The 25,620-nt window shown below is 76.0% G+C and carries 1 protein-coding gene; it reads right to left on the reverse strand.

Annotated features, from left to right (window positions below; genetic code table 11):
- Nucleotides 1-36 precede the first annotated feature (36 nt).
- Nucleotides 37-25,422 (reverse strand): SDR family NAD(P)-dependent oxidoreductase, encoded by a 25,386-nt coding sequence (locus ACFVVU_RS08290; protein ID WP_387788767.1) that lies wholly within the window; start codon nt 25,420-25,422, stop codon nt 37-39.
- Nucleotides 25,423-25,620: the final 198 nt, after the last annotated feature.

Consider the following 25,620-nt stretch of genomic DNA (forward strand, 5'->3'; position numbering starts at 1 on the left):
GTTCGTCCGGCGGCGGGCCCGGGTGGATCCGCGGCATCACTCGAACCCCTGGTCGACGAGCGAGAACAGCTCGTCGTCGGTGGCGGAGCCGAGGTCGTCCGCGTCGCTCCCGTCGACCGCGTCGTCCGGTGCTCCGCACAGCGCCAGCAGCTCGCGCAGGCGTTCGGCGATCCGGTCACGGGCGCCGTCCTCGGCCAGGACCGCCGGCAGCGCCTCGTGCAGCCGGTCCAGGTCGGCGAGCACCGGGGTGGCCTCCGAGGAGTCCTCGGCGAGGCGCTCCAGCACGTGGCGGGCCAGGCTCACCGGGCTCGGGAAGTCGAACACCAGCGTCGAGCGCAGGTGCACCCCGGTCGCGCGCATCAGGCGCTTCCGCAGCTCGACCGCCATCAGCGAGTCGAAGCCGACCTCCTTGAACGCCCGCTCGGGCCCGACCTCGTCGGCGCCCGGGTGTCCGAGCACGGCGGCCGCCAAGGTCCTGACGAGCGTGACCAGTTCGCGTTCACGCTCCTCCTCGGACAGCGCCGCCAGCCGCCGTCGCAGCGCTTCGGTGTCCGGGGCCCCGGGCGTCTCGGCCCCGCCGGCCGCCCGGCGGACCTCCAGGGCACGGAGCAGCTGCCGCAGCGGAGCGCGCACGGCCTCCGGGCGGGTCCGCAGGGCCGCGCGGTCGGGCCGGGCGAGCACCAGTCCGGGCCCGGCCGCACGCAGGGCCTCCCCGAACAGCACCAGCGCCTCGTCATCCGTCAACTCCAGTAGTCCTGCCTGGAGTTCGACCCCGGATCCACCGAATCCGACGGGCCCCCAGGCGAGCGCGGCGGCGGGCAGGCCGTCCGCGTGCCGGGCGGCCGCCAAGGCCTCCGCGAAGGCGGCGGCCGCAGCGACGGCGGGCGGTTCCGGAGCGGCACCGATCAGGCCGCTCGCCGGGGAGACCGCCACGAGCGACGCGCCCCGGTGCTCGGCCAAGAGTCCGGAGAGGGCCAGGGCGGCTTCGACGTCCGGTTCCCCGCCCTCGCAGGCCGCACCGGCCGCCGCGAGCAGCGCGCCGGCCACCGGGCGCCCGGCGGTGGCCGCTTCCAGCGCGGCGCGCAGCCCTTCGTGGTCTCCAGGGGCCCAGGTGACGACCTCGGCCTCGGCTCCCGCCTCGGCCAGCCGGTCCGCCAGTCGGCGCACGGCGGCGCTGCCCGTGTCGCTGCCGGTGTCACCGCCCGGCAGCAGGACCAGGCGGCGGACCCCGTGGGCGGCGACCAGGTGACCGGCCAGCGCGGCGGCCAGCGGGCCGTCCGCGCCGCTGATCAGCACCGTGCCGCCTCCCGCACCCCACGGCTCCACTGCCGCACGGTCAGCTGCCGCCCTGGCGAGCGACGGGGCGAGCAGCCGTCCGCCGCGCACGGCGAGCCGCGGGACACCGGCGGACACCGCCCGGGGCAGTGCGGCGGCGGAGGCCGGGTCGTCGTCCAGGTCGGCCAGCAGGATCCGGTCCGGGTACGCGGCCTGAAGCGCGCACCCGGCGCCCCAGGCGGCCGCCCGGTCCGGGTCCGGCACACGGTCCCCGTCCGCGGTGAGGACGGCCTGCCAGGTCGCCAGCAGGAGCCTGCTGTCCTCCAGCGCCGGTTCGACCGCCCAGGCCGCGACCTGGGCCGCCGCGTGGGACCGACGGTGGCGGGCTTCCGCGCCCGTCCGGTCCGCGTCGGGGTCCGCCGCGATCGGGTCCGGGCCGGTCACGGCGAGCACGACGGTGTCGGGCGCCGGCGAGCCGCCCGCGACGGCGGCGGCGAGGGCCGCCACGTCCGCGTACCGGTCCACCGCCTCGATGCCCTCGAGGGCCTCCGCCGCACCGACGACGGCGAGACGTCCGGGCGTATCACGGCTCGACGCGTCCTCGGCCCACTCCGCCCAGGTCAGTCGCAGGAGCGCGTCCTGGTGCGCACCGCCGGCCGCGCGCAGCTGCTCGGCGGAGACCGGGCGCACGGTCAGCGACTCGACCACCGCGACCGGACGGCCCTCCGCGTCCGCGACCCGCATCGACACCGCGCCCTCCCCTGCCGGGGTCAACTGGACCCGCAGGCCGACCGGACCCGTGCCGGAGAAGCGGACACCGTGCCAGGAGAAGGCCACCCGGACATCCTCGTCCTCGCCCGCGCCCACGCGGAGCGCCTGGATCCCCGCGTCGAGCAGGGCCGGGTGGACGACGAAGCCGGCCGCGCCGCGCTCGTGCTCGCCGAGGAGCGCGACCTCGGCGAAGAGGTCGTCGCCGCGCCGCCAGACGGCCCGCAGGCCCCGGAAGGCGGGACCGTAGTCGACCCCGGAGGCGACCAGGCGATCGTAGAAGTCGTCCACCTCCAACGGCGCGGCGCCGGTCGGAGGCCAGCTCGTCCACTCGGGCCCGGCGTCGTCGACGTCCGCACCCTCGACCAGCGTGCCCTCCGCGTGCCGGGTCCAGGGCTGGTCGGCGGGCGCCTGCTCAGGCCGGGAGTGGACGCCGATCGGACGGGCGCCGGCCTCGTCCGGCGCACCCACGACAACCTGGATCCGCAGAGCCTCGGACTCCGGCAGGACGAGCGGGGTGTGCAGGGTCAGCTCCTCGACGGTGGGACTGCCCACCTCGCCACCCGCCCAGGCCGCCAGCTCGACGAAGAGCGTCCCCGGCACGATCGCCGTGCCCAGGACGACGTGGTCGGCGAGCCACGGGTGAGCGGCAGCGGAGAGGCGGCCGGTGAACAACACGGTGCCGTCGTGCGCCGAGCTGACCGCCGCGCCCAGCAACGGGTGCTCGGCCGCGGCCAGTCCGAGCCCTGCGGGGTCGCCCGCCCTGGCACCCTGGTCGAGCCAGTAGCGGCGGTGCTGGAAGGCGTAGGTCGGCAGGTCGACGTGCCGGCCGGCGGGGAGCAGGGTGGTCCAGTCGACGGGCAGGCCCGCGACGAAGGCCGCCGACAACGCCGTCACCAGCCGCTCGGGACCACCCTCATGACGGCGCAGGGTCTCCAGGACCACGGCCCCGGAAGTCTCCTCCAACTGGTCCGCGACCGGAACGACCAGCCCGGGGTGCGGACTGCACTCCACGAACGTGGTGTGCCCGGCGGCCACCGCGGCCCGCACCGCCGCGTCCAGGCGGACAGTGCCCCGCAGATTGTCGAACCAGTACGAACCCGCCAACCGGTCCGGAGAGTCAACGGCTTCGCCGGTCACCGTCGAGAACATGGCCACCCGGCCGGCCAACGGACGCACACCCGAGGAGAGTTCGACGACCTCCTCGCGCACCGCGTCCATGTACGCCGAATGCGAGGCGTAATCCACCGGGATCCACCGCGCCCGCACCCCGTCACGCTCACACCGCTCCACCACCGCGGCCAGCGCCTCGATCTCCCCGGACAGCACCACACTCGACGGCCCGTTCACCGCCGCCAACGACAACCGCCCATCCCCGGCGACCAGTTCAGCAGCACGCTCCGCACCGAGACCCACGGACAGCATCCCCCCGCCCGTCACCCCACGCAGCGCCCGGCTGCGCAGCACCACGAGCTGGACCGCGTCCTCCAGGGACAACAGCCCCGCCACATGGGCGGCGGCGATCTCCCCCTGCGAGTGCCCGATCACCGCCGCCGGCCGCACCCCACACGACTCCCACCACCGCGCCAAACCCACCATCACCGCGAACAACACCGGCTGCACCACATCGACCCGCTCCAGCAGCGCCCCCGAACCGTCCCGCAACACCTCCAGCAACGACCAGTCCGTCAGCGGGTCCATCACCCCCGCACACTCCTCCACGGCAGCGGCGAACACCGGTGATGCGTCGAGGAGTTCGACGGCCATCCCGGCCCACTGCGACCCCTGCCCCGGGAACACGAACACCGCACCCGACTCTTCGGCGCGTCCCGCCGACAGCAGGGAATCCGTCCCCCACTCTCCGAGCCGGTCCACGAGTTGGGCCAGATCCCGCCCGGCCACCACCGCCCGGTGCTCGAACACCGCGCGACCCGCCACCAACGACCGCCCGACATCCACCGGGTCCACCCCGGGATGCGCCACCGCCCACTCCCGCAACCGCTCCACCTGCACACGCAGCGCCTCAGCCGACCGCGCCGACACCACCCACGGCACCACCCCGCCGACCGCCTCGGCCGCGATCGGAGCCTCCGCCTCCGGCGCCTCCAGAATCACGTGGGCGTTGGTGCCGCTGATCCCGAACGAGGACACCCCGGCCCGACGCGGCCGCCCCGTCTCCGGCCACTCCACCGACTCCGCCAGCAGCTCGACCGCGCCCGCCGACCAGTCCACGTGCGACGAGGGCGCGTCCACGTGCAGCGTCCTCGGCAGCACACCGTGCCGCAACGCCATCACCATCTTGATCACACCCGCCACACCCGCCGCCGCCTGGGCATGGCCGATGTTCGACTTCACCGACCCCAGCCGCAGCGGCCGGTCGGCCGGCCGACCCTGACCGTAGGTGGCCAGCAGCGCCTGAGCCTCGATCGGGTCACCCAGCGTCGTCCCCGTCCCGTGCGCCTCCACCACGTCGACGTCCGCCGTGGTCAGACCCGCGTTGGCCAGCGCCTGCCGGATCACCCGCTGCTGGGACGGCCCGTTGGGGGCGGACAGCCCGTTGGAGGCACCGTCCTGGTTCACCGCACTGCTCCGCACCACCGCCAGCACCCGGTGGCCGTGGCGGCGTGCGTCCGAGAGCCGCTCCAGCAGGACCAGGCCGACCCCCTCGCCGGCGCCCATGCCGTCGGCCGCCTCCGAGAACGCCTTGCAACGGCCGTCCGCGGACAGCCCGCGCTGCCGCGAGAACTCGACGAAGAACTCGGGCGTCGACATCACGGTCACCCCGCCCGCGAGCGCCAGGTCGCACTCCCCCGAGCGCAGCGCGTTCGCCGCCAGATGCAGCGCGACCAGCGACGACGAGCACGCCGTGTCGATACTGACCGCCGGACCCTCCAGCCCCAGCGAGTACGCCACCCGGCCGGAGGCGATGCTGCTCGCGCTGCCGTAGCCGACGTAGCCCTCGACCTCTTCCGGGACGCGGTCGAGACGCGAGCCGTAGTCGTTGTCGATGACGCCGGCGAAGATCCCGGTCCGGCTGCCGCGCAGCGAACCGGGGTCGATGCCGGCGCGCTCGACCGCCTCCCAGGAGGCCTCCAGCAGCAGCCGCTGCTGCGGGTCCATCGCCAGCGCCTCGCGCGGCGAGATCCCGAAGAACTCGGCGTCGAAGTCGGCCACACCGGACAGGAATCCACCCCGGCGCACATAGCTCTTCCCGGACGCCTCCGGATCGGGGTCGAAGAGCCCCGCCACGTCCCACCCCCGGTCGCCCGGGAAGTCGCCGACCGCGTCGCGGCCGGAGGCGACCAGCTCCCAGAGCTCCTGGGGCGAGCCCACCCCGCCGGGGAAGCGGCAGCCCATGCCGACGATCACCACCGGATCGCCGTCGGTGCCCGCTCCGGCGGCCGGCGTGCGCACGGGCACCACCGCCGAATCGTCCGGTCCGGCGGCGCCGACCAGCCGCTCCAGGAGATGGCCGGCGAGCCGGGCCGGGGTCGGGTGGTCGAAGACCAGGGTGGACGGCAGCCGCAGACCGGTGGCGCCGTTGAGCCGGTTGCGCAGCTCGACACCGGTCAGCGAGTCGAAGCCCAGCTCCTTGAAGGCCCGGGTCGCGTGCACGCTGTCGGCCGACCGGTGGCCCAGCGCTCCCGCGGCCTCGGTCCGGACGATCTCCAACAGCGCCCGCTCGCGCTCGCCCGCCGCCATGGCGGTGATCCGGGCGGCCAGCGGGGCCGCGCCGGACTGCCGGTCGGTGCGGCGGGTCGCCACACCCAGCAGCTCGCCGAACAGCGCGGGTGCGGCCGCCGCACACGCGCGGATCGCCCGGAGGTCCAGGTGCGCGGGCACCAGGGTCGCGCCGGGCTCGGCGAGCGCGAGGTCGAACAGGCTCAGCGCCTCCTCGGCCGGCATCGCGACCGCGCCGGTCCGCGCCCACCGGGCGAGGTCGGCCTCGCTCAGCCGCCCGCCCATGCCCCGTGTGCCGGCCCACAGGCCCCAGGCGAGCGAGATCGCCGGCAGGCCGAGAGCCCGGCGGTGCTGCGCGAGGCCGTCCAGGAAGGCGTTGGCGGCGGCGTAGTTGCCCTGGCCCGGGCCGCCGAAGGTGGTCGCTCCGGAGGAGAAGAGCACGAAGGCGGCGAGCTTGGCGTCCCGGGTGAGCTCGTGCAGGTGGTACGCCCCGTCGGCCTTCGGGCGGAGCGACCGGTCCAGGTGGCCGGCTGTCAGGGCCTCGACCAGTCCGTCGTCGACGATGCCCGCGGTGTGGACCACGCCGGTCAGCGGGTGCGCGTCGGGCACCCGCGCCAGCGCCTCCGTCAGGGCGTCGCGGTCGGCCAGGTCGCAGGCCAGCAGGGTGGCCTCGGCGCCCAGCTCGGCGAGGTCGGCGAGGAGCGCGGCGGCGTCCGGCGCGGCGGTGCCGCGGCGCGACAGCAGCAGGAGCCGGCGCACGCCGTGGCCGGTCACCAGGTGCCGTGCCACGAGCGCGCCCAGACCGCCGGTGGCGCCGGTGACCAGGACGGTTCCCTCCGGGTCGAACACGCGGTCGGCGGCCGGCGGCGGGGTCGCGCGGACCAGCCGGGGCACCAGCAAGGTCCCCTCGCGGAGGGCCAGTTGCGGTTCCGACACGGCGAGTGCCAGCGGCCACCGGATGAGCGAGGCCTCGTCGCCGTCGAGGTCGAGCAGGGTGAAGCGGCCGGGGTGCTCCGACTGCGCCGAGCGCACCAGGCCCCAGACGGCGGCGGCCGCGACATCGGCGACCGGCTCGTCCGCACGGGCGGCGAGCGCACCGGTCGTCGCGACGACCAAGCGGGCGCCGTCGAAGCGGTCGTGCGCCAGCCAGGCCTGGAGCAGGCCGAGCACCGAGCCCAGCAGCCTGCGGGTCCGGGCGGGGACGTCCTCCCCGGCCTCGGGCGCCAACGGGAGGGGCAGCACGACCGTGGCGGGCACCGGCCCGTCGGCCGCCGCGGCCGCGGCCAGGTCCTCGAAGAGGGCAGCCGGATGGTGCTGCTCGGCCAGGCGCGCGGCCACGCCGGGCGCATCCGCGCCGACCAGGCCGAGCAGGGCCCACGGCGGCAGCTCCGCCGGGCCGGGCTCGACCGCCCGCCACTCCACCCGGAACAGCGCGTCGCGGTGCGACGGACCGGCCGGGCGCAGCTGCTCCGCCGTGACCGGGCGGACGGTGAGCTCCGCCACCGACGCGACACCCGTGCCCGTCTCGTCCGCCAAGTGCAGCGACACCGCGTCGGCCCCGGTGGGCGACAGCCGGACGCGCAGGCGGGAGGTCCCTGCGGCCGGCCTCGGCCCGGCGGCCGACCGGACGCCGCGCCAGGCGAAGGCCACCCGCGCCCCGACCGTCGGGTCGGGATCCTTCGGCCCGCCCGGCTCGCGGGCTTCCGCCAGCACGTGGAGGGCGGCGTCCAGCAGAGCGGGGTGCAGCTCGAAACGGCCGGTCTGCGCGTCGGCCTCCGCCGGGAGTTCGACCTCGGCGAGGAGTTCGTCGCCGCGCCGCCAGGCGGCTCGCAGGCCCTGGAACACCGGTCCGTAGTCGAAGCCGGCAGCGCCCAGCCGCTCGTACGTGCCGTCGGTCGCGACGGGTGCGGCACCCGGCGGCGGCCAGGCGGTGAGGTCCGGCGCGCCGATCTCGGCCCTCTCGTCCGGGGCGACCAGTGTGCCGGTGGCGTGCCGGGTCCAGGGCTGGTCGGCGGGCGCGTGCTCGGGCCGGGAGTGGATGCCGATGGCACGGGCTCCGGACTCGTCCGGCGCACCGACGGAGACCTGGAGCTGAACGCCGCCCGTCTCGGGCAGCACCAGCGGTGCGGGCAGGGTGAGTTCCTCGATCTCGCCGTGGCCGACCCGGTCTCCGGCGCGCAGTGCGAGCTCCACGAACACCGTGCCGGGGACGATGACGGTGCCGAGTACGGCGTGGTCGGCGAGCCATGGGTGGGTGACGGTGGAGAGCCGACCGGTCAGGACCGTCCCGGAACCGTCCGCCAACTCGACGGCGGCTCCCAGGACCGGGTGGTCGACGGCGAGTTGGCCACGGCCGGCACCGGAGGACCCCGCGTCGGCAGCCGTCACCCAGTAGCGCTCGCGCTGGAACGGGTAGGTCGGCAGGTCTGCCTGGGGACCGGCGGGGAGCTGGGTGGTCCAGTCGACGGGAAGGCCCGCGACGAAGGCCGCCGACAGCGCCGTCACCAGCCGCTCGGGGCCGCCCTCATGACGGCGCAGGGTCTCCAGGACCACGGCACCGGGAACCTCTTCCAACTGGTCCGCGACCGGAACGACCAGCCCGGGGTGCGGACTGCACTCCACGAACGTGGTGTACCCCTCCGCGACGGCCGCCCGCACCGCCGCGTCCAGGCGGACAGTGCCGCGCAGATTGTCGAACCAGTACGAACCCGCCAACCGGTCCGGAGAGTCAACGGCTTCGCCGGTCACCGTCGAGAACATCGCCACCCGACCCGCCAACGGACGCACACCCGAGGAGAGTTCGACGACCTCCTCGCGCACCGCGTCCATGTACGCCGAATGCGAGGCGTAGTCCACCGGAATCCACCGCGCCCGCACCCCGTCACGCTCACACCGCTCCACCACCGCGGCCAGCGCCTCGATCTCCCCGGACAGCACCACACTCGACGGCCCGTTCACCGCCGCCAACGACAACCGACCATCCCCGGCCACCAGTTCAGCAGCACGCTCCGCACCAAGACCGACGGACAGCATCCCGCCACCCGTCACCCCACGCAGCGCCCGGCTCCGCAGCACCACCACCCGCACCGCATCCTCAAGAGTGAGCAACCCGGCCACGTGCGCGGCGGCGATCTCCCCCTGCGAATGCCCGATCACCGCCACAGGCCGAACCCCACACGACTCCCACCACCGCGCAAGCCCCACCATCACCGCGAACAACACCGGCTGCACCACATCGACCCGCTCCAGCAGCGCCCCCGAACCGTCCCGCAACACCTCCAACAGCGACCAGTCCGTCAGCGCGTCCATCACCCCCGCACACTCCTCCACAGCAGCCGCGAACACCGGACTGGAGACCAGCAGTTCAGCCGCCATCCCCGCCCACTGCGACCCCTGCCCCGGGAACACGAACACCGCACCCGACCCCGACACAGCAGCCGCCCCGCCCCCGGCCGGCTCACCCAGCCGGTCCACCAGCTCCGCCACCGAACGACCGGCCACCACCACCCGGTGCTCCAGCGCCGCCCGGCCCGAGGCGAGCGTCCGCGCCACCGCCACCGGATCGACCTCAGGACGATCGGCCACCCAACCGCGCAACCGCTCCACCTGCGCACGCAGCGCGGCCTCGGAGCCCGCCGACAGCACCCACGGCACCACCCCGCCGACCGCCTCCGCCGGTGCCGGGGCCTCCGCCTCCGGCGCCTCCTCCAGGATCACGTGGGCATTGGTGCCACTGATCCCGAACGAGGACACCCCGGCCCGACGCCGCCGACCGGTCTCCGGCCACGGCACCTCGTCCGTCAACAGCTCGACCGCACCCGCCGACCAGTCCACGTGCGACGAGGGCGCGTCCACGTGCAGCGACTTCGGCAGCACACCGTGCCGCAACGCCATCACCATCTTGATCACACCCGCCACACCCGCCGCCGCCTGCGTGTGACCGATGTTCGACTTCACCGACCCCAGCCACAGCGGCTCACCGGCCCGCTCACGCCCGTACGCCGCCTGAAGCGCCTGAGCCTCGATCGGGTCACCCAGCGCGGTGCCCGTCCCGTGCGCCTCCACCACGTCCACGTCCGCCGGAGCCAGCCCCCCGCTCGCCAGAGCCGCCCGGATCACCCGCTCCTGCGAAGGACCGTTCGGCGCCGTCAACCCGTTCGACGCACCGTCCTGGTTCACCGCACTGCCCCGCACCACCGCCAGCACCCGGTGCCCGTTGCGCACCGCGTCCGACAACCGCTCCACCAGCAGCAGACCCACGCCCTCCGCCGCCCCCATGCCGTCGGCCGTCGCGGCGAAGGCCTTACTCCGCCCGTCCGGTGCCAGACCGCGCTGGCGGGAGAACTCGACGAAGAAGTCCGGCGTGGACATCGCCGTCACCCCGCCGGCCAGGGCGAGGTCGCACTCCCCCGCGCGCAGCGCGTTCGCCGCCAGATGCAGCGCGACCAGCGACGACGAGCACGCCGTGTCCACCGTCAACGCCGGGCCTTCCAGCCCGAACGTGTAGGCGACGCGGCCCGACGCGACGCTCGTGGCGTTGCCGGTCAGCACGTGCCCTTCGACGCTGGACGGCATCCCACCCGTCGCGTAGTCGTGCCCGGCCATCCCCGCGAAGACGCCGGTCCGGCTGCCGCGCAGCGACCGCGGGTCGATCCCGGCCCGCTCGAAGGTCTCCCACGCCGTCTCCAGCAGCAGGCGCTGCTGCGGGTCCATCGCCAGCGCCTCGCGCGGCGAGATCCCGAAGAATTCGGAGTCGAAGTCGGCCACACCGGACAGGAATCCACCCCGGCGCACATAGCTCTTCCCGGACGCCTCCGGATCGGGGTCGAAGAGCCCCGCCACGTCCCACCCCCGGTCGCCCGGGAAGTCACCGATCGCATCGCCCCCGGCGACCACCAGCTCCCAGAGGTCCTCGGGCGACGCGACACCGCCCGGGAAGCGGCAGCCCATCGCGACGATCGCCACCGGTTCGTCGGCGCGGACCGCCGTGCTCGCGGCGGCCGGCGCCTCGGCGGACGCCGTCCCGCCCTGGGCGGCCGCGGCGAGGAAGCCCGCGAGCCGCAGCGGCGTCGGGTGGTCGAAGACCAGGGTGGACGGCAGCCGCAGACCGGTGGCGCCGTTGAGCCGGTTGCGCAGCTCGACACCGGTCAGCGAGTCGAAGCCCAGCTCCTTGAAGGCCGTCCCGGGGCGCACGGTCTCCGCCGAGTCGTGGCCGAGCACCACGGCCGCCTCGGTCCGCACCAGGCGCAGCGCCAGGTCGACGCGCTCCTCGGGCGAGGCACCGGCCAGTCGCCGGGCCCACGGCAGGGCGCCGTCGGCGGCCGCCGTGCGGCGCGGGGACGCCGGACCGGCGAGCGCCCGCAGCAGTGGCGGCACGGGGCCGGTGGTGGCCCGCAGCGCGGCGAGGTCCAGCCTTGCCGGGACGAGTGCCGCCTCGGGGCGCTGCCACGCGGCGTCGAACAGGGCGAGCCCCTGCGGCGTCGAGAAGGGCAGCAGCCCGCCGCGGGCGAGCCGCTTCAGGTCCGCCGCGCCGAGGTGGCCGGTCAGTCCGGTGCGCTCGGCCCACAGGCCCCAGGCCAGGGAGGTGGCCGGCAGGCCGCGGGCGCGGCGGTGCTGCGCGAGGCCGTCGAGGTAGCCGTTGGCCGCGGCGTAGGCGGCCTGGCCGGGGGTGCCGAGGACGCCGGCGGCCGAGGAGTACAGCACGAAGGCGGACAGCTCGGTGTCCCGCGTGAGGTCGTGCAGGTGGGCGGCGGTCTCGGCCTTGGCGCGCAGGACACGGTCGACCTGCTCCGGCGTCAGCGCGTCGACCAGGCCGTCGTCGAGCACGCCGGCGGCGTGGACGACGGCGGTGAGCGGGTGCTCGGCGGGGATCGCGGCGAGCACCCGGGCGAGGGCCTCGCGGTCGGCCGCGTCGCAGGCCTCGATGCGCACCTCGGCGCCCAGCTCGGCGAGTTCGGCGGCCAGGGCGGCCGCACCGGGGGCGTCCGCACCGCGCCGACCGAGCAGCAGGAGGTGCCGGACGCCGTGCCGGGTGACCAGGTGCTGGGCGAGGTGGCGGCCGAGGGTGCCGGTACCGCCGGTGATCAGGACCGTCCCGTCGTCGGCGAGCGGTTGGGGCAGGGTCAGCACGACCTTGCCGATGTGCCGGGCGCGACTGACGAAACGCACCGCCTCGCGGGCATGGCGCAGGTCGAAGGTGCGGACGGGCAACGGGTCCAGGGCGCCCGCCTCGAAGAGCTCCACGAGTTCGGCGAACAGTTCGGCGATCCGGTCCGGCCCCGCGTCGATGAGGTCGAACGCCCGGTACCGGACGTCCGGGCGGTCGGCCGCGACGGCCTCCCGGCCGCGCACGTCCGTCTTGCCCATCTCGACGAACCGGCCGCCGTCCGCGAGCAGGCGCAGCGAGGCGTCCACGAACTCCCCGGCCAGCGAGTTCAGGACGACGTCGACGCCCCGGCCGTCGGTGGCCCCGGCGAAGCGCCGTTCGAAGCCGGTGTCGCGGGAGGAGGCGATCCGGTCCTCGGGCACGCCGAGCCCACGCACCACCGGCCACTTCGCGCTGCTCGCGGTGGCGAGGACCGTGGCGCCCCAGTGCCGGGCGAGCTGGACGGCGGCCATGCCCACGCCGCCGGCCGCCGCGTGGACGAGGACGGTCTCGCCGGGCCGCAGTCCGCCGAGGTCGCGCAGCCCGTACAGGGCGGTCAGGAAGACCACCGGCACGGAGGCCGCCCGGGCGTACGACCAGCCGGCGGGTACCCGGGCCAGCAGGCGGTGGTCGGTGACGGCCAGCGGACCGAAGGCGCCGTCGAACAGGCCCATCACCCGGTCGCCCGGCGTGAGCGCGGTGACGCCCGGTCCGACCTCGGTCACGACGCCCGCCGCCTCGGCGCCGACGACGGCCCGGCCGGGGTACATGCCGAGTGCGATCAGTGCGTCGCGGAAGTTCACGCCGGCCGCGCGCACCGCGACCCTGACCTGCCCGGCGGCGAGCGGTTCGGCCGCGGCCGGGTGATCGACGACGGCGAGGGCGTCGATGGTGTGCCGCGGGCCGGACTCGACGCGCCAGGGTGCGGGCCCGTCCGGGAGCACCAGGGCCGGTCCGGCGTCGGCGCGGACCAGGCGCGGGGTCAGCACGGTGCCGTCGCGGACGATCGCCTGGGCCTCACCGGACGCCAGGACGGCGCGCAGCAGGTCCACGGGGAACGAGGGGGCGGCCCGGTGCGGGTCGTGGTCGAGGTCGACAAGGACGAAGCGGCCCGGATGCTCGGTCTGGGCACTGCGCAGGAGGCCCCAGACCGCTGCGTGCGCCGGTTCGGGGACGTCCTCGGACGGGTCGGAGGCGATGGCGCCCCGGGTGACGACCACCAGGCGGGCGGCGGCGAGGCGCTCCTCGGCGAGCCAGCCGCGGAGGACACCGAGGACGGTGTGAACGGCGGCCGGGACGGCGGCGGGCCCGGTGCCGTCCGCAGGCGGGCAGGGAAGGACGGCGACGTCGGTCCCGGCCTCGGCGGCCGCAGCCGGGTCGGGGTGGGCGGGCAGGCCGTGGTCAGGGTGGGCCGGCCGGCCAGGTGACGGCGCGCCGAGCAGCGCCCAGCGCTGCCGCGGGTCGGGCTCCGCCTCCGGCAGGGACGTCTCCGTCCAGTCCACCCGGTGCAGCCAGGCCGGCTCGGCGGCGGCCCGGCCGGCGATCCCCCCGGGGGCCAGCGGCCGCAGTACGAGCGACTCGGCGCGCACCACCGGCGAGCCACTGCGGTCGGTGGCCAGCAGCGACACCGACTCGCCGCCGGTGCGCCGCAGCCGCACCCGCAGGGCGGTGACGGGCTCGGCGGTCGGTTCCCTGGTCGTTCCCGCCCAGGCGAAGGGCAGCAGGGTGCTGCCCGAGGTCTCCACCGCGTCCAGCGCGGTGAGGTGCAGGGCGGCGTCCAGGAGCGCGGGGTGCAGGTGGTAGCCGTGCTCCTGCTGGGTCGGCTCGTCCGGGCCGTGCGGGAGCTCGATCTCGGCGAACAGGTCGTCGCCGTGCCGCCAGGCGGCCCGCAGGCCCTGGAAGACGGGGCCGTAGTCGTAGCCGGACTCGGCCAGGCGCTCGTAGAGCGTGGTGGTGTCGACGGCCTCCGTGTGCGGAGGCGGCCACGGCAGGAGGACGTCGGCGACGACCTGCGGCGGAGTGGAGGAGAGACTGCCGGTGGCGTGTCGGGTCCACGGCTCGTCCTCGGGGGCGCCCTCGGGCCGGGAGTGGACGGCAAGGGCCCGGACACCGGTCGCGTCGGGAGCGGCGAGTGCCACGTGCAGTCGTACTCCAGCCTGTTCGGGCAGCACGAGAGGCTCGTGCAGGGTGAGTTCGTCGACCACCGGGCAGTCGGCCTCGGCGCCGGCCCAGGCCGCGAGGTCGAGGAAGGCGGTGCCCGGCACGAGGACCGTCCCGTGCACGGCGTGGTCGGCGAGCCAGGGGTGGGCGGGCACGGACAACCGTCCGGTGAACGACAGGCCGCCGTCCTCCGGCGAGCGTACGGCGGCGCCCAGCAGCGGGTGGCCGGCCGCCACGAGACCGAGGTCGTGCGCGGCGCCCGCGACGGGCGGGGCGTCGAGCCAGTAGCGGCGGTGCTGGAAGGCGTAGGTCGGCAGGTCGACGTGCCGGCCGGTGGGGAGCAGGGTGGTCCAGTCGACGGGCAGGCCCGCGACGAAGGCCGCCGACAACGCCGTCACCAGCCGCTCAGGACCACCCTCATGACGGCGCAGGGTCTCCAGGACCACGGCACCGGGAACCTCTTCCAACTGGTCCGCGACCGGAACGACCAGCCCGGGGTGCGGACTGCACTCCACGAACGTGGTGTGCCCGGCGGCGACCGCGGCCCGCACCGCCGCGTCCAGGCGGACAGTGCCGCGCAGGTTGTCGAACCAGTACGAACCCGCCAACCGGTCCGGCTCGTCGACCACTTCGCCGGTCACCGTCGAGAACATCGCCACCCGCCCCGCCAACGGACGCACACCCGAGGAGAGTTCGACGACCTCCTCGCGCACCGCGTCCATGTACGCCGAATGCGAGGCGTAATCCACCGGAATCCACCGCGCCCGCACCCCGTCACGCTCACACCGCTCCACCACCGAGGTCAGCGCCTCGATCTCCCCGGACAGCACCACACTCGACGGCCCGTTCACCGCCGCCAACGACAACCGACCATCCCCGGAAGCCAGTTCAGCAGCACGCTCCGCACCGAGACCCACGGACAGCATCCCCCCGCCCGTCACCCCACGCAGCGCCCGGCTGCGCAGCACCACGAGCTGGACCGCGTCCTCCAGGGACAACAGCCCCGCCACATGGGCGGCGGCGATCTCCCCCTGCGAATGCCCGATCACCGCCACAGGCCGCACCCCACACGACTCCCACCACCGCGCCAAACCCACCATCACCGCGAACAGCACCGGCTGCACCACGTCGACGCGCTCCAGCAGCGCCCCCGAACCGTCCCGCAACACCTCCAGCAACGACCAGTCCGTCAGCGCGTCCATCACCCCCGCACACTCATCGATCGCGGCGGCGAACACCGGTGATGCGTCGAGGAGTTCGACGGCCATCCCGGCCCACTGCGACCCCTGACCCGGGAACACGAACACCGCACCCGACTCTTCGGCGCGTCCCGCCGACAGCAGGGAATCCGTCCCCCACTCTCCGAGCCGGTCCACGAGTTGGGCCACCGAATGACCGGCGACCACTGCCCGGTGCTCGAACACCGCGCGACCCGCCACCAACGACCGGCCGACATCCACCGGGTCCACTCCGGGGTGCGCCACCGCCCACTCCCGCAACCGCTCCACCTGCACACGCAGCGCCGCATCCGACCGCGCCGACACCACCCACGGCACCACCCCGCCCGTTCCGGCGGTCGTCACCAGCTCCGTCGGAACGCGCTCGTGGTCGACGGGAACCGGCTGCTCGATGATCACGTGGGCGTTGGTGCCGCTGATCCCGAACGAGGACACCCCCGCCCGACGCGGCCACCCGGTCTCCGGCCACTCCACCGACTCCGCCAGCAGCTCGACCGCACCCGCCGACCAGTCCACGTGCGGCGACGGCGCGTCCACATGCAGCGACTTCGGCAGCACACCGTGCCGCAACGCCATCACCATCTTGATCACACCCGCCACACCCGCCGCCGCCTGCGTGTGACCGATGTTCGACTTCACCGACCCCAGCCGCAGCGGCCGGTCGGCCGGCCGACCCTGACCGTACGTCGCCAGCAGCGCCTGCGCCTCGATCGGGTCACCCAGCGTCGTCCCCGTCCCGTGCGCCTCCACCACGTCCACGTCCGCCGTGGTCAGACCCGCGTTGGCCAGCGCCTGCCGGATCACCCGCTCCTGCGACGGACCGTTCGGCGCCGTCAACCCGTTCGACGCACCGTCCTGGTTCACCGCACTGCCCCGCACCACCGCCAGCACCCGATGCCCGTTGCGCACCGCGTCCGACAACCGCTCGACCACCAGCAGGCCCACGCCCTCGCCCCAGCCGGTCCCGTCCGCGCCCGCCGCGAACGGCTTGCACCGGCCGTCCGCCGCCAAACCGCGCTGGCGGGCGAACTCCACGAACACGTGCGGCGTCGACATCACGGTCACCCCGCCCGCGAGCGCCAGGTCGCACTCCCCCGAGCGCAGCGCGTTCGCCGCCAGATGCAGCGCGACCAGCGACGACGAGCACGCCGTGTCGATACTGACCGCCGGACCCTCCAGCCCCAGCGAGTACGCCACCCGGCCCGAGACGACGCTCCCGACGCTGCCGGCGAGCAGCAGGCCCTCGTAGCCGTCCGGGGCCCGGTGGAGGCGGGAGGCGTAGTCGTGGTGCATGACGCCGGTGAAGACGCCGGTCCGGGAGCCGCGCAGGGTGCTCGGGTCGATGCCCGCGTGCTCCAGCGCCTCCCAGGAGGTCTCCAGCAGCAGGCGCTGCTGCGGGTCCGTCGCACGGGTCTCCCGCGGTGACATCCCGAAGAACTCGGCGTCGAAGTCGCCGGAGTCGTAGAGGAAGGCGCCGTGCCGGGTGTACACCGTGCCGGGGCGGGACGGGTCCGGGTCGTACAGGGCGTCGGCGTCCCAGCCGCGGTCGGTCGGGAAGCCGCCGACCGCGTCGGTCTCCTGGGCGACGAGGCGCCAGAGGTCCTCGGGCCCGGCGACGCCACCGGGGTAGCGGCAGCCCATGCCGACGATCACGACCGGGTCGTCGTCCGCCGGGACGGCCGCGGGTGCCGGGGCGGCCGTCGCCGGGGCGCCCACCGCCTCCCTGGTCAGCCGTGCCGCGAGGGCGGTGGCGCTGGGGTGGTCGAACACCACGGTGGCGGGCAGCCGCAGGCCGGTGAGCGTGTTGAGCCGGTTGCGCAGTTCCAGCGCGGTGAGCGAGTCGAAGCCCAGTTCGCGGAAGGCCCGTCGAACGTCGACGGTGTCCGCCTCGCCGAGGCCGAGCACGGTGGCGGTCTGGCCGCGGACGAGGTCGAGTACCGCCTGGGCACGGCGGTCCTCGGGCAGCCCGGCCATCCGGCGCGCCCAGGAGGACGCGTCCCCGGCGCCGCCCGCCTCCGCCGTGCTCGCCGCCGCGGCCGCGTGCCGCAGCGGGGCGCGGACCAGTCCGCGGAGAACGGGCGGCACTGTGCCGGCCGCCGCGAGGCCGCGCAGCGCCGCCCGGTCGAGGCGGGCGGTGACGGCGTACGGCAGGTCGCACCGCAGTGCGGCGTCGAACAGCGCGAGCCCGTCCTCGGTGGACAGCAGGCCGATGCCGCCGCGCGCGAGTCGGGCGAGGTCGGCGGCCGCGAGGTGGCGGGTCATCCCGCTGCCCTCGGCCCACAGGCCCCAGGCGAGCGCGTTGCCGGGCAGTCCGGCCGCGCGGCGGTGCTCGGCCAGGGCATCGAGGAAGGCGTTCGCGGCCGTGTAGGCGCCCTGCCCGGCGTTGCCGGTGACGGAGGTGACGGAGGAGAACAGGACGAACGCGTCGAGCTCCTGGTCCCGGGTCAGCTCGTGCAGGTGCCAGGCGGCGTCCACCTTGGGGCGCAGGACGGCGGCGAGGCGTTCGGGGGCGAGGGTCTCCACCGTGCCGTCGTCGAGGACGCCGGCGGCGTGCACGACGACGCCCAGCGGGTGCGCGGCCGGGATGCCCGCGATCAGCTCCGCGAGCTCCTCGCGGCGGGCGACGTCGCACGCGGCGATCGTCACCCGTGCGCCGAGCGCCGCGAGTTCGGCCCGCAGCCGTTCGCCGCCGTCCGTCCGCTGCCCGGACCGGCTGACCAGCAGCAGGTGGCGCAGGCCGTGCTCGGTGACCAGCCGTCGGGCGATCAGCGCGCCGAGGGTGCCGGTGCCGCCCGTGATCAGTGCCGTGCGGTCCGGGTCCAGCGGGCGCCCACCGCCCGGAACCGCGGCCGGGGCGAGCCGGGGGCCGTACGGGATCCCGTCGCGCAGGGCGAGCTGGGGTTCGTCGGCGGTGAGGGCGGCCCGCAGGGCGCGGCCGGAGCGCGCGGGGTCGTCGACGTCGATCAGGGTGACACGGCCCGGGTGCTCGGACTGCGCGGTGCGCAGCAGGCCCCACACCGGGGACTGGCCGACGCCCGGCACGGCGTCCCCCGGTCGGACGGCGACGGCGCCCCGGGTGACGACGACCAGCCTGGCGCCGTCCGGGCGGTCGCCGGCCAGCCAGGCCCGGACGGTGTCGAGGGCCCAGCGGGCGGCGGCGTGCGCGGCCTCGGCCGTGTTGTCGCCGGGGGCGCCGGTGGCCGCGGGCGCGCCGGGCACGGCGGCGGCCACCACGGCGGGCGCCGGGTGCCCGGCGGCGGTGCGGGCGTCGAGTTCGGCGAGGCCCGGGAACACGGCGCGCGGGTCGAGGCCGAGGTCGTCGGTGCCGAGGACCACGCAGTCCGGGTCCGCGCCGGTGGCGGGGGCGGGCAGTTCCGTCCACCGCAGTTCGAACAGCGCGTCGCGCGGGGCGGGCCCGGCCGGACCGAGCCGGTCGGCGGGCAGTTCGCGCAGGCCGAGGCCGCCGACCGTGAGGACCGGCGCTCCGGTGGGGTCCTCGACGGCGAGTGCGGTGGTGCCGTCCGGCCCGGGCGAGAGCCGGACGCGCAGCGCGGTGGCGCCGGTGGCGTGAAGACGCACGTCGGTGAAGGAGAACGGGATGCGTGGGGCCGCTCCGTGGGCGCTCCCGGCGTCGGTGTCCGCCAGCAGCAGCGGGTGGAGCGCGGCGTCGAGCAGGGCGGGATGGACGCTGTGCGCGGCGTCGCCCCGGCCGGGTTCGGCGGGCAGGCGGACGTCGGCGTACAGGCGGTCTCCCGCGCGCCAGGCGGCGGCGAGGCCCTGGAACCACGGGCCGTAGCCGTAGCCGAGGCGGTCGAGGCGGTGGTAGGCGTCGGCGAGGTCCATCGGTTCGCTGCCCGCCGGCGGCCAGGTTCCGTGTTCCCCGGCGGTGACGGGCTCCTCGGCGGCCGTCAGCACGCCGGAGGCGTGCCGGGTCCAGGGCCGCTCCACGGGCTCGTCGTCCGGCTCGCCCTCGGGGGCGGACGGCCGGGAGTCCACGGTGACGGCGCGCCGGCCCGCCGGGCCGGCGGGGGCGACGGCCACCCGCAGTTGCGTCCACCCGGTGTCGGGCAGCACGAGCGGGGACTCCAGGGTGAGCTCCTCGACGCCCGGGCAGCCGGCCAGCGCGCCCGCCCGGAGCACGAGGTCGAGGAAGGCCGTTCCGGGCAGCACGACGGTGCCGGTGACCGCGTGATCGGGCAGCCAGGGCTGGGCGTCCGCGGAGAGTCGGCCGGTGACCAGGGTGGTGCCGTCCGGGGCCGTCGTGACGGCGCCGAGCAGCGGGTGGTCGACGGCGTCCAGGCCGAGGTCGGCGGGGCGGGTCCGCTCGGACCCGGCGGCCAGCCAGTAGCGGCGGCGCTGGAAGGCGTAGGTGGGCAGGTCGACGTGTCGGCCGAGGTGGCCCCCGGGGAGCAGCGCGTCGGGGGCGGGCTCCGCCCCGTGGACGATCGCCTCGGCGACGGAGGCGAGGAACTGTCCGAGGCCGCCGTGGTCGCGCCGCAGGGTGCCGATGGCCGTGCCCCCGGGGCCGCCGGTGCCGCAGGCGTCCAGGGTCTCCTGGGTTCCGATCTTCAGCACGGGGTGCGGGCTCGCCTCGACGAAGAGCCGGTGGCCGTCCGCGCTCAGGGCGCGCACGGCGGGCTCGAAGCGGACCTCCTGGCGCAGGTTGCGGTACCAGTAGTCGGCGTCGAGCGTCGTGCTGTCGGTCAGCAGCCCTCCGGTGACGGTCGAGTAGAAGGCGATCCGCGGGGCGCGGGGCGCGAGGTCGGCGAGCGCGGCGAGCAGCGGCTCGCGCAGCGACTCGACGTGCGCCGAGTGCGAGGCGTAGTCCACCGGGATCCGGCGGGCGCGCACGTCGGCCCGCTCGCAGTGGGCGAGGAAGGCGTCCAGGGCGTCGGCGCCCCCGGAGACGACGGTGGTGGCGGGGCCGTTGCGGGCGGCGATGCCGAGGCTTCCGCCCCAGGGTGCGAGCAGTTCGCCGGTCTCCTCGGCGGACAGTGGCACCGAGACCATGCCGCCGGTGCCGGCCAGGCCGAGCAGGGCGCGGCTGCGCAGCGCGACCACCTTGGCGGCGTCGTCCAGGGTGAGCGCGCCCGCGACGTACGCGGCGGCGATCTCCCCCTGCGAGTGGCCGACGACGGCCCCCGGTTCGACGCCGACGGACCGCCACAGCCCGGCCAGCGCGACCATGACGGCGAACAGCACGGGCTGGACGACATCGACCCGGGACAGGTCTGGCGCGCCCGGCCGGCCCCGCAGGACGTCGTGCAGCGACCAGTCGGTCCAGCGGGCCAGCGCCGCCGCGCAGGCGTCCAGCTCGGCCGCGAACGCGGGTGAGGCGTCGAGGAGTTCGACGGCCATGTCGGCCCACTGCGAGCCCTGGCCGGGGAACACCAGGACGGTCCCGCCGCGGGCGGTGGACTGGGCCCGGACGAGGTTGTCGGCCGGCTCGCCCTGGGCGAGCGCGGTCAGCCCGCTCAGCGCCTCGGCGTGCGTGCGGGCGAGGACGACGGCGGTGTGGTCGAACCTGGTCCGGCCGTGCAGCAGGGCGTGGGCGAGCGCGTGCCGGTCGGCGGGCGCGTCCGCCCCGCCGGTGGCCAGGTGCCGGGCCAGCCGGGCGGCCTGGGCGCGCAGCGCGGCCTCGGTGCGGCCGGAGACGGTGAGCGGCACGGGCAGGTCCGGGTCCCCGCCGTCCTCGGCCTCCGGCGCCCGCCAGGTGTCGGCCGGCGCCTGCTCGACGATGACGTGCGCGTTGGTGCCGCTGATGCCGAACGAGGAGACGCCGGCCCTTCGGGGGCGTTCGGGACCGGCGGGCGCGGGCCACGGGGTCGCGGCCGTCGGCACGGTGACCGCGCCGTCCGCCCAGCGCACCTCCGGCGAGGGCTCGCGCAGGTGCAGGACGCCGGGCACCAGCCCGTGCCGCAGCGCGAGGACGGTCTTGATCAGCCCGGCGACCCCGGCCGCGGCCTGGGTGTGGCCGATGTTGGACTTCACCGAGCCGAGCAGCAGGGGGTGTTCGGGGGCGCGGTCGGCGCCGTAGACGGCGAGCAGCGCGTGCGCCTCGACCGGGTCGCCGAGGGCGGTGCCGGTGCCGTGGGCCTCGACCACGTCGACGTCTCCGGGTACCAGCCCGGCGGAGCCCAGCGCCTGCCGGATCACCCGCTGCTGGGCGGCCCCGTTGGGGGCGCTGAGGCCGTTGCTGGCACCGTCCTGGTTGACGGCGGAGCCGACGACCAGGGCGAGCACCGGGTGGCCGTGGCGCCGGGCGTCCGACAGCCGCTCCAGCAGGACGACGCCGACGCCCTCGGCCCAGGCCGTGCCGTCGGCATCGGCGGAGAACGGCTTGCAGCGGCCGTCCGGGGCGAGGCCGCGCTGCCGCGCGAACTCGACGAACATCCCGGGCTCGGCCATCACGGTGGCGCCGCCCGCGAGGGCCAGCGTGCACTCGCCGTTGCGCAGGGCCTGGGCGGCCAGGTGCACGGCGACGAGCGAGGAGGAGCAGGCGGTGTCGACGGTGACGGCGGGGCCTTCGAGGCCGAGCTCGTAGGCGATCCGGCCGGAGGCGACGCTCGGGGTGGTGCCGGTGAGCAGGTAGCCGTCCAGGCCGTCGGCGGGCTGGTGCATGCGCGGGCCGTAGTCCTGCGCGGTGGCGCCGACGAATACTCCGACGCGGTCGCCGCGCAGCCCGGCGGGGTCGAGTCCGGCGCGCTCCAGGGCCTCCCAGGACGTCTCCAGCAGCAGCCGCTGCTGCGGGTCCATCGCGAGGGCCTCACGCGGGCTGATGCCGAAGAACTCGGCGTCGAACTCGCCCGCGCCGTCGAGGAACCCGCCCTCGCGCACATAGGTGCTGCCGAGCCGCTCCGGGGAGGGGTGGTGCAGCCGCCCGAGGTCCCAGCCGCGGTCCCGGGGAAACGGTCCGATGGCGTCCACGCCCTCGGCGGCCAGGCGCCACAGCTGCTCGGGGGTGTGGGCGCCGCCGGGGAAGCGGCACCCCATGGCGACGACGGCGATCGGGTCTCCGTCCCGGTCGGCCGCCGGGGACGGCTCGGCCCGCCCGGCCCTCCGCTCCGGCACGGGCAGCGCGAGGGCCCGGGAGCGCAGGTGGCGGGCGAGGTCGGCAGGCGTCGGGTGGTCGTAGCCGGCGCTCGCGGGCAGGTCGAGGCCGGTCGCGGCGGACAGCCGCTGGAGGAGTTCGACGGTGGCGAGCGAGTCGAGTCCCGACTCACGGTAGGCGAGGTCCGCGCGGACGGCGTCCCTGGTGGCGCGGCCCAGCACGGCGGCCGCGTGCGAGCGGACCAGGTCCAGCACCACGCGCGCCTGGTCGGCCGTCGGCAGCCCAGCGATCCGGCGGGCCAGCGGCGATGCCTGGGCCGCGCGAGCCGGTCCGGACGTCTCGGGCGCGGACTCCCCGGCGGCGAGGACCTCGGACGCGACGTCCTCGGACACCACGTCCTCGGGGGCGGCGGCGCGCAGCCAGTGCCGGGAGCGCTGGAACGCGTAGCCGGGCAGCTCGACCCGGCGCCGCGCCGGTGCCTCGAACAGCGCGGTCCAGTCGAGCGCGGCGCCCAGGGTGTGCAGCCGGGCGGCGGTCTCGGCCAGCGCGTCCGCCTCCGGCCGGCCTGCCCGCAGGGTGGCGACGGTGGCGAAGGCCTCGCCGCCCTCGGGCACCGGGCATCCCCGGGCCAGCGCGGACAGGCTGCCGTCCGGCCCCAGTTCGACCAGGACGGTCGCACCGGCCTCGCGCAGCCGCTCGACGCCGTCCCCGAAGCGCACCGTCCCGCGCACCTGCCGCACCCAGTGGTCGGGCGAGCACAGCTCCTCGGCGGACGCCGTGCGGCCGGTCAGGTTCGACACCACGGGCGTCGTCGGCGGACGGTAGACCAGCCCCCGCGCGACCTCCGCGAAGGCGTCGAGCATCGGCTCCATCCGCGGCGAGTGGAAGGCGTGGCCGACCCGCAGGCGCCGGACCTTGTGGCCCTGGGCCCGCCACTGCTCCGCGAGGGCGAGGACGGCCTCCTCGTCGCCGGAGACGACGGTGGCCGCCGGCCCGTTCACGGCCGCGATCGCGACCCGGTCGCCGAGGTCGGCGAGCGCCTCCGCGACCTCGGCCTCGCCCAGGCGGACCGCCGCCATCGCGCCACCGGCGGGCAGTTGCTGCATCAGCCGGCCGCGGGCGGCCACCAGGGCGCAGGCGTCGGGCAGGTCGAGGACGCCGGCCAGGTGCGCGGCCGTGAGTTCGCCGATCGAGTGGCCGAGCAGCAGGTCGGGGACGACGCCCCAGTGCGCCAGCAGCCGGTGCAGCGCCACCCCGACGGCGAACAGGGCGGGCTGGGTGAACTCGGTGCGGTGGACCGACTCCGCCTCCGGGCTGCCCTCGGGAGCGAACAGCACCTCGCGCAGCGGGCGCGGCAGGAGCGGATCGAGGTGGCGGCAGACCTCCTCGAAGGCGGCGGCGAACGCCGGGAACCGGTCGTACAGTTCGCGGCCGGTGCCGGGGCGCTGGCTGCCCTGGCCGGTGAACAGGAAGGCGGTGCGGCCGGGCTTGACCTCACCGCTCACCACGCCGCCGGTGGCGCCCTCGGTACGGAGCGCGTCGAGGCCGGCCAGGAGCCCCGCGCGGTCGGGCGCGAGGACGACGGCGCGGGAGGGCAGGTGGCTGCGGGTGGTCGCGGCCGACCAGCCGACGTGCGTCGGCTCGACCCCGGGGTGCCTCAGCAGGTGGTCGTGCAGGCGGTCCGCCTGGGCGCGCACCGCCTCGGGGGTGGTGCCGGACAGCGGGGTGAGGACCGGGAGCCGGGGGTCCGCGACCGGCTCGGCGTGACCGGCGGCGGGCGCCGCCGAGGCCGGCCCGCTCCCGTCGGGGAGCCGTTCCGCCAGAACCACGTGGCAGTTGGTGCCGCCCATGCCGAAGGAGCTCACCCCGGCGACCAGCCGACGCTCGGGCCGTGGCCAGGCACCCGTCGCGTCCTGGACGCGCAGGCCGAGCTCCCCCAGCGGGATGCGGGGGTTCGGGGTCTCGTAGTTGAGGCTGCGCGGCAGCTCGCGGTGCCGGATGGCGAGGACCGTCTTGACCAGCCCGACGATGCCCGCCGCGCCCTCCAGGTGCCCGAGGTTGGTCTTCACCGAGCCGACCCGAAGCGGCGCGCCGGCCGGGCGGCCGGTGCCGAGCGCGGCGCCCAGGGCCGCCGCCTCCACCGGGTCGCCCACGGGGGTTCCGGTGCCGTGCAGTTCGACGTACTGCACGTCGGCGGGACGGAACCCGGCCCGGCGGTGGGCCGCGCGGATCACCTGCTCCTGCGCCGCGACCTCGGGCGAGGTCAGCGCCGCGCCGCCGCCGTCGTGGTTCATCGCGCTGCCCGCCACCACGCAGTGCACGGTGTCGCCGTCGGCGAGCGCGCGGGCCAGCGGCTTGAGCACGACGACCGCGCCGCCCTCGCCGCGCACGTAGCCGTTGGCGCGGGCGTCGAAGGTGAAGCACCGACCGTCCGGGGAGAGGCCGCCCAGCTTGCCCGCCTCGCCCGGGGCGTCGGGGACGAGGTCGAGGTTGACGCCGCCGGCCAGGGCGAGTTCGGACTCGCCGCGCCGCAGGCTCTCACAGGCCGTGTGCACCGCGACCAGCGAGGACGCCTGGGCCGCGTCGACCGTCATGCTGGGACCGCGCAGGCCGAGCGTGTAGGAGACCCGGTTGGCGATCATGCTGCGATGCAGGCCGGTCACCTGGCGCGCCCCGGCCGCGATGCCCGCGCGGCGCAGCAGCACGGCGTAGTCGTCCCAGATCGCCCCGGCGAACACGCCGACCGGGCCGCCGCTGAGCCCGTGCGGCGGGATGCCCGCGTGTTCCAGGGCCTCCCAGCACAATTCGAGCATGAGCCGCTGCTGCGGGTCCATGAGCGCCGCCTCGCCCGGACCGATGCCGAAGAACTCCGGGTCGAAGCCGCTGACCTCGTCCAGGTAGCCGCCGCGCCGGGGCCGGTCCGGCCCGCCGGCGGCGACCGTGCCGCCGGGGCGTTCCGGCGGTGTCAAAGCCCGGCGGCCGTCAGGGAGTTCGCGGACGGAGTCGCCGCCGGCGCGCAGGAGTTGCCAGAACCCGTCCGGGGTGTCGGCTCCCGCCACCCGGCAGGCGAAACCGACGATCGCGACAGCATCCGAATCGGCCATACCGTTCCATCACGTCCAGAGTCGATTAGCACGGGCGAGCGCAGGCAGCAGAACTCTGAATCGGACGATCGATGATCCGCAAGCACCCGGTTTCGGCCAGCCGGAGGCCGTCGAAGGACATCGAAGTCACCCCGAGCCCCTGGGCGCTCTCCTGCCCCAAGGCCTGGAACTGCCTAAATGCGATCACCCGACGAGCAC

It is taken from the genome of Kitasatospora sp. NPDC057965 (genome assembly GCF_042887135.1).
In the GTDB taxonomy this organism is placed as follows: domain Bacteria; phylum Actinomycetota; class Actinomycetes; order Streptomycetales; family Streptomycetaceae; genus Kitasatospora.

Bases quoted from the DNA above. Each gene is read 5' to 3' on its own strand.
- ACFVVU_RS08290 (WP_387788767.1), bottom strand. From the start codon at position 25,422: ATGGCCGATTCGGATGCTGTCGCGATCGTCGGTTTCGCCTGCCGGGTG.